This window comes from Mangrovibacterium diazotrophicum (genome assembly GCF_003610535.1).
GTDB classification, from domain to species: Bacteria; Bacteroidota; Bacteroidia; order Bacteroidales; family Prolixibacteraceae; genus Mangrovibacterium; species Mangrovibacterium diazotrophicum.
The window spans coordinates 789,023-803,716 of sequence record NZ_RAPN01000001.1; the positions used below are offsets into that span (position 1 = coordinate 789,023).

Here is a 14,694-nt window from a genome sequence, read left to right on the forward strand (position 1 = left end):
TTTGTTTAGTTTTTCGTTAAACGTTTGTTTACGAATTTGGCGGGTAGTGTATGTTGGCGCAGAACTACCCGTTTTTGTTTGGTTACATTAGCTTAAGTTTTGTTTTTTGATTGTGATATTCTTGTTATTTATCTTGTATTCGATGTGCATGATTTTCCCCATGATTTCCATGAGCCGTTCAATACTTTCCTCCTTGTCCAACTCCAGCGTAAGTTGCTCGTTTTCCATTTCAGCGGGATCATATTGAATTTGTACGTTATACCAACGCTCAATTTTGCGCACCACTTCATCAAAACTGTCATCCGCAAAAACCAAATGGTTATCTTTCCATGCAACCACATTGCTTTCGTTAAATCCGCTTTTTTTCAGGCTATTTTGGTCCAGGTTGAAATCAATTTTCTCTCCCGGAAGCATTGCAATTTTTTGACTACGCTCTCCATCCTTCAATAGTAAATTTACCCGGCCACTCAACAGCGAAGTCTCAATTTGCTGCTCATCCGGATATGCTTTTACATTAAAACGGGTTCCTAAGACCTCCACCGTAGCACGTCCCATTAGCACCCGGAATTTTTCGTGTTTGAACTTCGAGACTTCGAAATAAGCTTCACCTTCCAATTGGACCTCACGATCCCTACTTCTCAGAAAATTGGTTGGATATTTTAAGCGTGAATCCGAATTTAACCAAACATGAGTTCCATCAGCCATAACCATTTCCGACTTTTGCCCCCGAGGAACAATAATCTCAGTGTAGTCTGTCGTCAAATCACTGTTAGTTCTGAAAAAGTAGTATGTAAACAAGAGAATTATAGGAAGAATTAAAATTGCGGCAACGCGCTGAAACACCTTTAAGAACTTTATGGAGGAAGAAATTTTTCGGTTTTGTTGTGACTGGTATTCGTAATTGATCTCCTGCACCAGATCGTCAAATTGAAGTGCACTTTCCACTTCGTTACTCATATCCCAGATGCGCTGTACCCAATTATTTAGCAGAATTGTGTTAGCAGGATCGTCAATCCATTTTTTCAGGCTTCTCAGTTCTTCTGCTGTTAGAGGTTCTCGTTGCAGGAAACGATTTAAAAGAAGATCTATTTTAGGGTTCATAGCACGAGCTTTTACTCCTATTACGAACCTGTGTTAGGTTTTCCGTGAAGGCAAAAACAAAAATTATTTGAAAAAAATTGAAAAAAGCATTATCTGCGCCTTGGTGAGTTCTTTACGAATGTAATTCAACGCGTGCCGAATCTGCGAATCAACGGTATTTTCAGAAATCTCCAGTCGACCGGCAATTTGCTTATAGCTCAAACCTTCAAATCGACTCATTCTAAAAATTTGCTTTCGTCTTTCCGGTAAATTTTCAATCAATGCCACGACCTTATCTTCCAGTTCCTTGCGCCAATCCCCTTCCTCCTGGTCCGTAACATGAAGATCAATCATCGCTTCATTTCCTACAAAATAAAGCTTTCGGGTGATGCCCTTTCGCAACTGGTCAACAACCTCGTGCCGGGCAATGGTAAATATGAAAGATACAAAGGCACGATCCGGATTTACTTTTTCGCGCTGAGTCCACAACTTTATAAAAACACGTTGCACCACATCGTCTGCATCCAGCTGGGAGGGAGCAAACTTCAATACAAAACCATTCAGTTTTGATTTGTAACGGTGGAACAAGATCTCAAAAGCCATCTGATCACCTGAGACAAAGCGTTCGACCAACTCTCTTTCAGTATTGAGCTCAAGTTTGGGCAAGTTCTATTCGTTAATTAGGATTTGCTACGAAAGTAAACAGCTTTAAGGAGAAAGCAAAGTTTGCCTCTTCTCCTGGTATATTAATCGACGGATTTAATAGAGGTTAAATGAAATTTATCAAGTCTACAGAAAAAATTAGGACGACTATTTCATCGTTTCTAACTCCAAAACTCCGTCGGATAAGACATTACCTGAAAGCGTTATTTCACTCTCATCCTGCTTCGAAACTCGCACCAATGTTTTTAAACCAGCGCCGCCAATGCTTCCCTTTACTATAAGTTTTTGCACTTGGCTCGCATAAATTCCAGCTTCTGTTTCGGTTTTGAGATTAGTGAGATCAAGGGCATCGAGAACGCAATTGACGGACTTTTCAATAAAAACTGCGGGACGGGCATCTATTTGTTTCGTCACAAAAGCACAGTTATCAAAGCGAATGTTTTCGGCATGGCGCAAATAGAATCCGTAAGCTGGCAGCACGCCGAACATGGTTGCTTCGGGGTAATCTTTGGGCTTGTACTCAACGGGACATTGAAAATCGGCCAAAGTCCCTCCTCCCGCAGATTCGACAATAATATCGTTCAAGCGAACATTACGGACTGGGAATCCCGGCTGTCCGGTGATGGAACAAGCAGTGTTTCCTTCAGTTTTTACCCGAACATGGCTGATGCTCACATCGCTTATTTCACCGACATGATCAATTGTTACCCCCGATTTATGGGACCGGGCACGGTTTCCCAATCGAATAAAGATGGGAGCTTCTGTTCCTTCAACCTGGATGTTGTTGATGCTGATTCCCTCCATTTTTCCGCCATCCACAATCTCGAGCGAAATGGCCGAGCTGCCGGTTGGGGCACCGTAAAAAGTGGGTTCTTTTATGGGCGAGGGCTTAACGACACAGTTCGAAATGGTGATGTTCCGGAAACCGCCGTTCGACTCTGTTCCCATTTTTATCGCATTGCAGCGACTACTGATCACACAATTCGTGATCGCGATATTTTCGCAGGCTCGTGGTGATGTACTTTTTAAGGTCACTCCATCGTCGTCAGAATCGGAAATGAAATCGGAAACCGTCACATCGTGGCATCCGTCCAAATCGAGACCATCGTTGTTGTAATTATTCCGGTTGAAAACCTTCACCCCACGAATCTGCACCTCGTCACAAGCCAGGTAGTGCTGCATCCAGCAACCGGAATTTCGCAAACTGATGTTCTCCACCAACACATTGCGGCAGGTGATAAAACGAAGCAAATGCGGGCGCGTAATCCCCTCATCATTCTTGGTCAGTTTCTTGAAACTGCGGCCCTGCCCGTCGATTGTTCCATAGCCCGTAATACTGACGTTAGTCGCATCTTCTGCATAAATCAACTGGATGGTCGCTTCCTGCGTACGCAGGGAAATATAGCCGGGTTTGATTTTTGTGTAGTCCTTCAAATCCCGGCTTCCGAACAGTACAGCGCCACTTTCGAGGTAAAAATTGACGTTGCTTTTCAAAAAAATGGAACCGGTTTTAAAATGACCGGCCGGAATCACAACGGTTCCTCCTCCGGCTTCCGAACACTGATCAATCGCCTGCTGAATGGCTTGGGTTGAAAGGAAAGCAGTATCAGCTTTCGCGCCAAAATCAAGAATATTATATTCCCGGGCTGATCCGCTGTTTACAACAAACAGCCCGATTAAAGCGAACAAAACGAATAGGTAAGATTTCATTGTTTACTGGTTTCTTGTTAGTTAATTGAATGTATATTGAAAATTATCGAACACCGCCGTCCCGCCTGTTTGATCTTGGTTGAAAGAGAACAAGCCAATTTTGGGGCCTTTCCAGTTTCCGCTCAAAACATGAAAATTAGCTCCCATCGTTTTGAAATTGACCTGATCGGTACTGAAATAAAATTGATTTTGCTTTGGAATAGCACTGATTAAAAGTTTCAGCCAGACAGTTGTCTCCTTGATCTTTTTTTCTTGTTTCATCCCGTTCACCACGGTGAAAATATACAGATCACCCTTCTTCTTTTCTATCCCGACCAAGGCAAATTCCTTCGCCATTAAACAAAGGCCGGCTAACTGTCCATCCTGCAGCTGGCTTCCGTCGAGTTCAACTTGTGCCTGCCCCGAACTTCCGATTACTTTTTGAGTAAGCGTATTTTTCGCTTGCAAAAATCCTGGCGCATAAAGTGCATCCAACGCCAGCTTTCCGGCTTGCCGCGTTAATGACCAAGCCGAATCCACCGGATTGTGATTCCACGACCATTGCAAGCCAAGTTCTGCGGAATCGAAATTATCCGAAGATTGCGGTTTCATAATTTCCGAAGTACCGTTCATCAACGGCTTTTTCCAAACATAAACAGGTTCGCCAATGCCGTTGCGATCCAGATCCACGCCAACCACCGGCCAGCCATCGCTCCAGTAAGCAGGTTGCAAGTGAACCACGCGACCAACGGCCGGAACCGATTGGAAATGCAGAAACCACCATTCGCCATTTGGTGTATCAACCAACGCACCCTGATGTGGACCATTAATCGTTGTTGAACCGGTTTCCAACACCACTTTCTTCTCGTAAGGTCCGTAAATATCTTTCGATCTTAAAACTGTCTGCCAACCTTTTTCTACGCCGCCCTCGGGAATACTCAGATAGTAGTAGCCATCTTTCTTCATGATTTTGGTTCCTTCGGCAACGGGCCCGGTGTAAACCGTCAAACCATCGTCGAGCAACGATTTTCCGTCGGCACTCATTTTATGAATAAGGATCGGTCCCGCACCGACCTTGCTGTGCCCGAGATAAGCCTGGCCGTCCTCATCCCAAAACGGACAAGGGTCTTCCCAACCAGCAATTGCGACGACTTGAGTCAATGGTTCCCAAGGCCCTTCAGGCCTGTCGGCCGACGACATGAAAAGACCTTCTTTGGGAGTACAGAAATAGACCCAGAATTTACCGTTGTGATACCTGATTGCCGGAGCCCAGCTTCCGCCGGCATAGCGATTGTTGGTGTCGTATGCCGGATCGAATTCAAACCGATCATAAACACGTCCAATGATCGTCCAATTGACCAAATCGGTGGAATGCAACACCGGCATTCCCATAAAATGAAATTCGGAACAAACCATGTAGAAATCGGCCCCAACACGAACCACATCGGGATCGGAATAGTCGGCATTCAACACCGGGTTGATGTAGGTTCCGTTTCCCTGATCACCCCAGGAAAGAACCTGTGCGGAAACTGCAAAATTTCCCATCAAAACAAAACTGAGACAAATCAGGATCAACTTTAAATCGTTCATAAATTCAGGTTTTACGTCGTACTCGCAATGCGTTTGATGCCTATTGATAACCGCTCTACAAATTACAAAAAACAGGCTATTTCCGAACCTGCCGATACTTCTTTCGATATTCTGCTGGTGTCAGGTTGTATTTGGCTTTAAAACATTTTCCAAAATATTTCAGATCCGAAAAACCAACCTGGTAGCATGCTTCTTTCACCAACACATTTTCTTCCGCCAAAATCTTTGCAGCCTGGCTGAGTCGAATTTCGCGAATGAATTCGATCGGTGACGAACCCGTTAAACTCTTCAGTTTGTTGAAAAAAGTCGTTTTCGACAAATTGACCTGCTTGCCCAACTCCTCCACCGAAAACTCCGGATCCTCCATGTGATCTATAATATATTTAACAAGCTCTTCCATGAATTCCTGATCCTTGGTCGACAACGGCATTAACTCCTCATCTGTTTCGGGCATGAAATCGGGTTGCTTGTAAAATGCCTGCAATCGTCGGCGTTGCTCCATCAAATTGGCAATTCGCGCTTTAAAATAGCCGACACTGAAGGGTTTAGTCAGGTAATCATCGGCGCCATGAGTCAAGCCCGACAATTTACTCTCGGCATCGGTTTTAGCCGAAAGCAAAACAATGGGAATGTGGCTTGTCGACTCGTCATTGCGCAGGCGTTTTAGCAACTCGATGCCATCCATTTTCGGCATCATAATATCGCTGACAATGAAATCGGGGTTGTGTTGCAAGGCCAACTGCAAACCTTCCTCTCCGTCGCCCGCTTCATAAATTGTGTAATCTTCTTCGTCCAGCAAACTTTTCATGAAGTGCCTCAACTCCGGATCATCTTCTACCAATAATCCAATTGGATTGGCTCTTTTTTCGGCCTTTGCCGGAAGTACCTTTTCCGCCGTCAAATTTTCGTCGACAGCTTGTGCGTTCTCACGTTGCGGAGAAACCAAGTCCACATCCGAGCCAAAATGGCTGTGTCCTTTTTGAAAACTGATGGCAACTTTTGTCCCGTCTCCAACCTTACTATCAAGCTGGATTTTTGCTCCATGCTGATCGGCAAAATCTTTCACCAACGACAGGCCAATTCCGGTGCTGGGATTATCCGGGTTTTCATTGAAATTTGAAAACCGAACAAACAGTTTCTTTTGCTTTTCAACCGAAATTCCAGGTCCATTGTCCTCGATACGAATAATCGCGGAACGGTCGGTTTCTTCTGCCGTTAACTTCACCGCACTTCCGGCAGGACAATACTTCAGCGCGTTGGACACCAAATTAACAAGCATTTTGTCGATCATCTCTTTGTCACCCCAAATCCGAACAGGCGATTCTGATTCGACGATTGTCAGTTTGATCTTTTTACTGATTGCAAGCTCTTCAAATTCAACTGCAACCTGCTTCACAAGTTGATTCAAGTCCAGCTGTTCAACCTGCAACCGATGTGTCTGAAACTTTCGTAAATCCAAAATTTGGTTAATTAATTTCAGCAATCGCTGCGTGCTTTGTTCCACCACCGAAAGCTGCTTACGAATCGGTTCAGGCGTATTCTGATCATTTACCATTTTTTCAACCGGAGCGGCAATCATGGTCAGCGGTGTACGTATTTCGTGCGATATATCAGTAAAAAAGCGCAATTTCAAATCAGCCATTTTCTGCTGCATCGCCATTTCATTTCGCAATTTGAAAATGGTGAGGATCGTTTTCTGAATCAACACAAACAGGCCCAAGAATAAGATAAAGTAAATGGCGTAAGCGAGCTTTGTCTCCCAAACTGACGGTTTTATCTTTATCTGCAAACGCCGCTCATTGTCGACCCAAACACCATTGCCATTCGTGGAGGAAACACGAAACTGATAATCTCCATGCGAGAGGTTTGTATAAGTCGCTGTCCGCTCAGCCCCGGTGTAATTCCAACTCTCTTCAAGACCGTCCAGCTTGTATCGGTATTGAATGTTCTTGCGTGCACTAAAATCGAGCGCTGCAAACTGCAACTTCAAAAAGTTTTGGTTGTGTTTTAACACGATCGTACTCCGATCATCTACGGAATAATCGAGTACTGATAGCCGAGACGAATCGGGAACATTGTTCATCAATTCGAAGCCCGTGAGGGCCAGATAAGGTTTAAAGTCGCTGACACCAACATTATCAGGATTGAGCTGCAGAATACCGTCAGAGAATCCAAACAGCAACTCTCCGTTCCTGAGCTTGCAGACGGCCGATTCTGAAAAGAGATTCTCGCCGACCACCGTTTTTACTTCCGCAAAAGTTTCAAAGCTCTCAGTTTCCGGGTCGTAACGAACCAGATTTCGTTCGGAACAAATCCAAATCCGCCCGCTATCGTCCTCTTGTATGCCTGTAATTCCTCCAATCAGGCTGGTCGTTTGCGCCGAGTAGCTTTCAAATTGGGCAGGGAACCCGTCGACAGTTTGAGCCGATTGTCTGTATAAATTTCCGCCGTAGGTGGCTAAAAACAAATTACCGTTTTCAGCCTCGTATACATACAAAATATCGTGATTCGGGAAATCAGCGTATTGCTTAAATGGAAGATCAGCTGCGGATTTCCCGGTAATTTTCAGGGATACCAAGCCATTTGTTGTCGCAACTTGCAACTCATTATTTTTGGTAAGCGTCATCCATCTCACCCACGAATAATCGTCTTCCGGGTAATTCAAAAGCTCATTGCGAATATTCAGGAAACGGATTTCCCTTCCGTCTTTCTCCAATAAATTCAATCCACCGCCCCAAGTTCCAACCCAAATTCGTCCGCTAGAATCCTGAAGCATACAATACACATCATCGTCGTTCAAACTGTATTGACCGCCCGACTCGCTATCGAACTTTGAAACACGATAAGCTCCCGATTTGGTATCGGGAACGAAATGGTAGATTCCTTCTCCCCGGGTTCCCAGCCAAACGGTTCCGTCTTTATCCTGTAAAATGCAATAAATTGCACTCTTCCAAAGCGAATGTTCCTCATCGACATACTCTCCCTGTGGCGAGAGATAGCCGATTAATTGTTGTTCCGCATCAAAAATCGCCAATCGGGATTCATCCTTGGTGGCAACCCAAATATTTCCGTTGAGGTCTTCAGCCAGAGCGCGCACATTGTTAGCTCCGGTCTGCGAAACAGGCAATTGCAACTTTCGCATTTTTTGGCGGGCAAACGAAAGCTTCTGCAAGCCCTGATTACGACTGCTAAACCACAAATTATCCTGCTGATCCACAAAAAATGTATAGTCCACATTTCGTAGAACTTTATTCCGGGCTATGTCTTCCACCATCTTGTCTGTTGCACGATCGTAGAAATAAAGCCCGCCGTTTTTAGGTTGAATCCATAAATTTCCCTCTTGGTCGTTCAGAACAAGGGGAATCGACCGTTGCGTTTGCACAACGGGCTTATCTTGATTGGCTAAAAAAGCAGTTAGCTTTTCCACTTCAAACTGAAAACGATAGATCCCGGGTTGCGCATTCGAAAACCAAAGTTCTCGGTTCAGGCTATCAACATACAAAACCCGCAATCCGGACATATCCACTTTATTTCTGAACTGCTTGCCAAAATTCTTAAATTCTCCCTTGTTAATATCATAGATGAAGAATCCATTCTCAGACGTAGTAAAAAGAATACAGCCTTGCTGCAACCACCTGGCACCAATTATGGTTGACTGATTCTCGGAATTGATCTTAAAAAATACGCGATCGCGTTTGTCATACCTCCAGATTTGTCCTCCTTCACCGGCAAACCAAATTGACTGTTCGTTCTCCGCAGAACAACGCAATACTGCATTAATCGATTGAACTTGGCCTTTCAATTCGTAGCTGTGAGCAGGTTCACCGACACCATCCCGGTCGATAAACTGCAGGCCCTCATCTGTTAGAAACCAGGTGTTCTGTTGAAAATCTTCACGAATGTCAAAAATCCGTTTCCACTTTAATTTCCCTTCTGCATCACCATAAACTGAAAGGTTGAATAACGAATCACGAATGCAGACAGCTTTTGCGTCTTCTGATAGCAACCAAACTTTTCCCGATGGCATCACCCGGATTTCGGAGACCTGGAAATCAGGCATAGCATCATGCAGAAGCCAGAATTTTTCCAGAGAGGGCTGGTAACAGTATACTTCAGATTGGTTTGACTGCAACCAAAGACGCCCAAATCTATCCTCCTGCAAATTGTTAATCCGATTCGACTTCAATTGGACCGCTTGCGACGACGAGGGCCGAACGGCTTGAAAGCGGTAACCATCGTAACGGATCAATCCATCGAAAGTACCAAGCCAAAGAAAGCCCTTTCGATCCTGAATGATTTTCAAGATAGAAGACTGTTCCAGCCCGTGTTCTTCCGAAAAGTGTTCAACAAATGAATCGGGAAGTGCGACAGCATTCCTGCAGAGCGCAAAAAGAACCAGTAGAAAAAATGAAATTTTATGGTTGATCAAAAGCCTCATAAGCCCAGTTTGGTCAACAAATTTATTGAAAAATCGACAGTTCGGCGATTCGCCGTGTAAGGACGGCAAATACACCTCGAAGTTCAGTCAATTTATACCCTCTCCAACATGGTCACCAACTTTCGATTTCCCGGTTTGTGCGTGAACCCTTAAAAAGTAAGCCGGCATTCGAACTTAACTCTGTCCTCTCAATCGGGCCATCAACTGCTTCACATCTTCATTATCCGGATAAAGCTTCAATATCTCGTCACCCAAAGTCGTTGCTTTTGCCATGTTGCTGTTGGTTAAATAAAACTGCAGTAACTCGAGACGGCTATTCAAATCCTGAACCGCATCAACTTCTTTCAATAAATAAGACTCCGCCTTCGATTTATCTTTCATGAAATCGTAAAGCATCGCAATATTGTGGTTCACGCGAGGATAGTTCGGATCAATTTTGCTCGCTTTCAACAACACTGCCAGCGACTCGTCGTATCGTCCCAGTTCACTCAAAACCAAACCCAATGCATAGGTTGCACCGGCGTCATCGGGCTGATGCTCTAAATAAATCCGGAAATGCTTCTCGGCCAAATCGTTTCTACGTGTCTGGTTATACAGATAGGCCAAATTCAGATTCACAAAATACATCTCGCCATCTTGCTCCAACGCTGCTTTGTAATACTGTTCGGCCTTCGCAAATTGGCTCTGGTGATAATAGAAATTGGCCATGTTGATTTTGCCGGTTGGAAAATCGGCGCTGTACAATAAAACCTCCTTGTATTCTTCCAAAGCCTTGTTGAAAGAACTCTTGTTCTTTTCCGGAACCTGATCGCTGCCGATTCGCAACAAATTAGCAGCGGCTTCCGTCCGAACAGCTTTCGTGTCATCGGTCAGGCCGTCAATCAGGCGGCTTATATTTTCCGGGGTTCCTTGCTGCAAACTCGCCATTGCCACCAGCCGCAGTGAAGGGTCGAGGTTTACCAGGTAATTGTCAACAACACCGGCCATTGTATCAGGATAATACGCCCCCAGGTCTTGCAAAGCCAAACTTCGGATATTTGGCGGATACAAATCGTTTCCGGCAATTTCCTTTAATTCGCTTGCAGCCTCGGTTTTACCGTCTTTTGCGGCAGCAAATGCTTGTGAATAATGGAATCGTCTCCGGCTTCCAAACCATTCTGTAATATACTTATCAGACCATTGATTGGTCTGATCAACGTGACATTGATTACAAGCATTGGGCGTTCCGTTTTTAATCGACAAATCAGGCCGTGGAATACGGAAACTGTGATCGCGCCGGTAATCGACGCCCATATAATAACGACCGTGCATGTGGCAGTTGATACACTCGGTACCCGAACCGACATCGAATTTCACACCCGACTCGGAAATAACCGCTTTCCCCGGCATTCCTGCACTTTTATGGTGATGGTGGCTGTAGGTATCGTAAACATCTTTTTGGTGACATTGCAGGCAAAGCCGGTTGCCATCGAACAAGCGTTCGCCGCTATGCACGTTGTGGCAATCGTTACATTTCACGCCGCGTTGGTACATTTTACTTTGCATGAACGACGCGTACACGTAATCTTCATCCTTGATTTGCCCATCGACATACCACGAAGGTTCATCAGGCAAAACAACCCGACTGTGATCGTAAATACTTTTGGCTGAATAATCCATGTCGCTAAGCGAACTTTTACGCGAATGGCAACGCATGCAAAGATTCACGTATTCCGCGTTATCAATGTTGCTGGTTTTCACCTCCAGCCCGAAATTTTCAAAGCCTTCCCGCGAATAGGCGGGCAACTCAGCCCATTGCACGTGGTTTGAACCAGGTCCGTGACAAGCCTCGCAACTCACATTTATTTCAGACCAAGTGGTGTGATACGAATCTTTTTCAGCATCGTATCCTTTCACCAGATTCGTTGAATGACATTCGGCGCACATGCCGTTCCAGTTCTGCGCCTGGTTGGTCCAGTGCAGCCAGTTGTTGGCATCAATCACCTGGTCTTTGTAAGTTGAATCGGCCATGTGATACCAGACTTTGTCCAGCGTATTCCAGGTAATCGGCAAGGTCTGCAGACGTCCGCGATCAAATTCAACCAGGTACTGCTGCAAAGGCGTATAACCAAATACATACTTCACTTCGTAATCGTGCATTTGCCCATCTTCACCATCACTTAAAACGAAAAACTTTCCTTCTTTGCGAAACATGCGGTAAGTATGCCCTTGAGCTTCGAGTGTTTTGTCGGAAAAATCGCCCAGCACCGTTGAATCATTCGCCACATCCATAGCCCGCTCGTGATGAGAACCTTTCCAATCGTTGTACTCATTCAGGTGACATTCTTTACAATTCTGCGCACCAACAAACCGGGGCGTTGTATCAACGAGCTCCACATCGGGTTTCAACAAAACGAACCTCAATACCATGAGCGCCGGGAAAAGCAAAACAAGGACAAGGGCTAATATGCGGATTAATTTTTTTGTTTGTTTGATATCCATACTCAGGCGTACATTACTTGTGAACGATCGAATTTACTACGCTTTACGGGGTTGGCAGTATCAACCAGTACTTTGTTGCCTTTGAACGCAATTGGATAGTAATCCAAAGCCCGGGCAGCGGGTGACGAAATTACACTCCCATCTTTGTCAAAAGCCGAAGCATGACAAGGACATTCGAAACGATCGTGGTTGGTATTGAATTGAATGACACATCCTAAATGGGTGCATTTTGACGAAACAGCGATGAAACCGCCATCGTCCAGGCGACACAGAAAGAATTCGGCCGACCCGAACGGGTAAACCCGGCCTTTTTCAAAAACGGAAACTTCGCCCGCTTCGTAATAGCTCGTTTCTGCCAGAGCACCTTTTCGATGCCCCAGGAGACGAATGAAAACGTATCCGAATTCAAGCGACGCCAAGCTGTAAAGTATTCCTTTAAAAAATTTCCGTCTACCTATTTTCATCATAATCTAACGATTGTTATTCGACTGAATACCGTTTCATTTCTCTAAAAAATCAGTTGCATTCCCGCTCCACGCAGCAGGCTGCCGGTCAGCATCATCACCAAATATGCAACAAGTATGATTGTTACCGAAACCAGAACAAGCTCCATGGCATCGGCCTTAAATTTCTTTTTCACGAAATATAGGTAAACTCCCACCGGCACAAAATAGATTAGCGCCGGCAGCACGCCCTCGCTAATCAGCACGGGCCAGGACGAAAACCAGTGCCCGAAATCGAGCAGCAAATCATCGATGACGATGATCGCAAAGGTGAAGACCGCTGTAACAATAGCTGAGAGGATAGTTATTTTCTTCCCTTTTTCCGAGTAAAACCAGACGCCTTCGTTCACCTTCCGAAAATGCACAAACGGGATGATGATGAACAGCTCAATGACCAACAGTGGAATTAAAAATGAAGCGAAAGCCGGGTGCATGTGCATGAGCAGTTCCTGGAAACCCATAAAGTACCAGGGCGCTTTACTCGGGTTTGGACTGACCAATGGCTTCGCTTTGTCCAGCAACGGTGCATCAACAAAGAAAGAAAACAGCATTAGCACGATGATCACCACCAACGCTGTTAAGGCTTCCTTATACACCAAATTCGGATGAGTTTCAACTTTTGTAGTTCGTTCCGAATGCGGTATAGCCACCCCTTTTGCCCGGCGTACCAGCCAAAAATGAACAAACATGAAAAAGACAAGCAACAATGGAAGTAAACCGGTGTGAAAATTATAAAAGCGAAGCAGCGTATCGTCATTCACAACATCGCCACCACGAATCATATCGGCCAAAAACTTGCCGACCAGCGGCGTATAATTCAGCATGTTCGTCATAATGGTCACCGCCCAGTACGAGAGCTGATCCCAGGGCAACAGGTAACCTGTGAAGTTGGAACACACAACCAGGAACATTAGCAGCAAACCGTAAAGCCAGTTCTTACGGCGTTCGTGGTAAACGGCTTGCGCATAAAAAACGCGCACTAAATGTAGAAACGAAACCACCACCAAAAGCATGGCACTCCAGTAATGCAGGTTTCGAAGCAACTGTCCAAAAAGGACATCCTTCTGCAGTCTGACAATCGAATCGTAAGCGCCACTACCAGAAGGAACATAAGCAAAACGGAGCAACATACCCGTGATGAAAAGTATGACAAACAGCAGGGCTGCGATTCCTCCAAGCCCAAATGTGCGGTTAAACACAATGGCTCGGGGCTCAACTTTTCGTGGATGAATGTGCAATAGGAAGTCCGAAATGGATCGTTCCGTCGAAGGGTGTTTCATAAGAATGGTTTTTACCGTACTGCTAATATAACACAATGTAAACTAACCTCACCAATAAGAATTCAATTCAAAAAGCTAAATAACAAATACGTGTTGTTCCTCTTGATTACTCATCTCTTGTTTTATGCAAGCAATTTCCCTGGACTTGAATTAAATCATTCATCTGCAACAGATACGCCGGCCAGCAACCGAATTACCGCAGCAAACAGGAAGTTTAATTAGCTCATAAAATACTCATTAACAGCCACTTTATGACAATCCACAACAAATTATCCACAAAGTCTGGCTTACCATGTTGATTTTGATCGGCTTAGGCCTTAATTTTGATTAGAGTAACCCTTCTACCAAACCACCATGAAAAAAATAATCGTTTTCACCGCGATCTTACTTCTGACAACCGGCAGCCTGAAAGCACAGGAATTGTTCATAACACCTTTTGCCGGTTACACCTTTGCCGACGGATTCAATTTTAACCGCGGAAGGGCAAAAATCGGTGACGGTTTCACCTATGGCGGCATCATTTCCTACGTCGTTGACAACCGAATGAGTCTGGAACTGACCTACAGCCGCGAAGATTGCCACGCCATGGCCTATTCCAGTTACTGGGGAATTGATGTGTATGAACCTATCAGCGCCAATTATATCCTGGTTGGCGGAAGCAGGCTGCTCCCTTTCAGTGAAAAGTTCAGTGCCTTTATCGGGCCCAACATCGGTGTGGGTATATACTCCGGTAAATCCGGCGACGTTGGCACAAAAACCAAATTTGCCTTTGCGCTTAACGGTGGTTGCCGGTACATGTTTACCGACCGGGTTGGCTTCCGCATCCAGGCCAACTTGAATATGCCAATTACCGACGTTGGAGGCTCGTTGTGGTGGGACTCAACCTCCGGCACATCCGTGGGAATCTCGAGCCGGGTCCCGTTTGTGCAATTCGGCTTTACCGGCGGCCTGACCTTTAATATTAACTAAA

At 45.1% G+C, this 14,694-nt stretch carries 9 protein-coding genes; 1 reads left to right on the forward strand and 8 read right to left on the reverse strand.

Annotated elements, in window-relative coordinates; genetic code table 11:
* Window positions 1–87: 87 nt before the first annotated feature.
* The 8 genes from BC643_RS03205 to BC643_RS03240 all read right to left on the reverse strand — a co-directional run bounded on the left by BC643_RS03205 (window position 88) and on the right by BC643_RS03240 (window position 13,724).
* Window positions 88–1,101: a FecR family protein gene (locus BC643_RS03205; protein WP_120271727.1), complete on the reverse strand. Its 1,014-nt coding sequence runs from the start codon at window positions 1,099–1,101 to the stop codon at window positions 88–90.
* A 63-nt stretch (window positions 1,102–1,164) separates the two neighbouring features.
* Window positions 1,165–1,746, reverse strand: coding sequence for an RNA polymerase sigma factor (locus BC643_RS03210; RefSeq protein ID WP_147377121.1), 582 nt, complete (start codon window positions 1,744–1,746; stop codon window positions 1,165–1,167).
* Between the two features lie 144 nt (window positions 1,747–1,890).
* Complete coding sequence (locus tag BC643_RS03215; protein WP_120271729.1) at window positions 1,891–3,453, reverse strand: glycoside hydrolase family 28 protein; 1,563 nt, start codon at window positions 3,451–3,453, stop codon at window positions 1,891–1,893.
* Between the two features lie 21 nt (window positions 3,454–3,474).
* Entirely contained in the window at window positions 3,475–5,022 is a 1,548-nt protein-coding gene (locus BC643_RS03220; protein ID WP_211337968.1) for a glycoside hydrolase family 43 protein, read from the reverse strand.
* A gap of 76 nt (window positions 5,023–5,098) precedes the next feature.
* Window positions 5,099–9,460 (reverse strand): hybrid sensor histidine kinase/response regulator transcription factor, encoded by a 4,362-nt coding sequence (locus BC643_RS03225; RefSeq protein ID WP_120271730.1) that lies wholly within the window; start codon window positions 9,458–9,460, stop codon window positions 5,099–5,101.
* Window positions 9,461–9,634: 174 nt separating this feature from the next.
* A complete protein-coding gene (locus BC643_RS03230; RefSeq protein WP_120271731.1) occupies window positions 9,635–11,941 on the reverse strand; it encodes a multiheme c-type cytochrome in 2,307 nt (768 codons plus the stop codon).
* 2 nt (window positions 11,942–11,943) lie between these two features.
* Window positions 11,944–12,408, reverse strand: a complete 465-nt coding sequence (locus BC643_RS03235) for a QcrA and Rieske domain-containing protein (RefSeq protein WP_120271732.1) — start codon at window positions 12,406–12,408, stop codon at window positions 11,944–11,946.
* Between the two features lie 41 nt (window positions 12,409–12,449).
* Window positions 12,450–13,724, reverse strand: a complete 1,275-nt coding sequence (locus tag BC643_RS03240; RefSeq protein WP_120271733.1) for a cytochrome b N-terminal domain-containing protein — start codon at window positions 13,722–13,724, stop codon at window positions 12,450–12,452.
* Between the two features lie 354 nt (window positions 13,725–14,078).
* Here BC643_RS03240 and BC643_RS03245 point away from each other — a divergent pair, with 354 nt between their 5' ends.
* A complete protein-coding gene (locus BC643_RS03245; protein ID WP_120271734.1) occupies window positions 14,079–14,693 on the forward strand; it encodes a hypothetical protein in 615 nt (204 codons plus the stop codon).
* Window position 14,694: the final 1 nt, after the last annotated feature.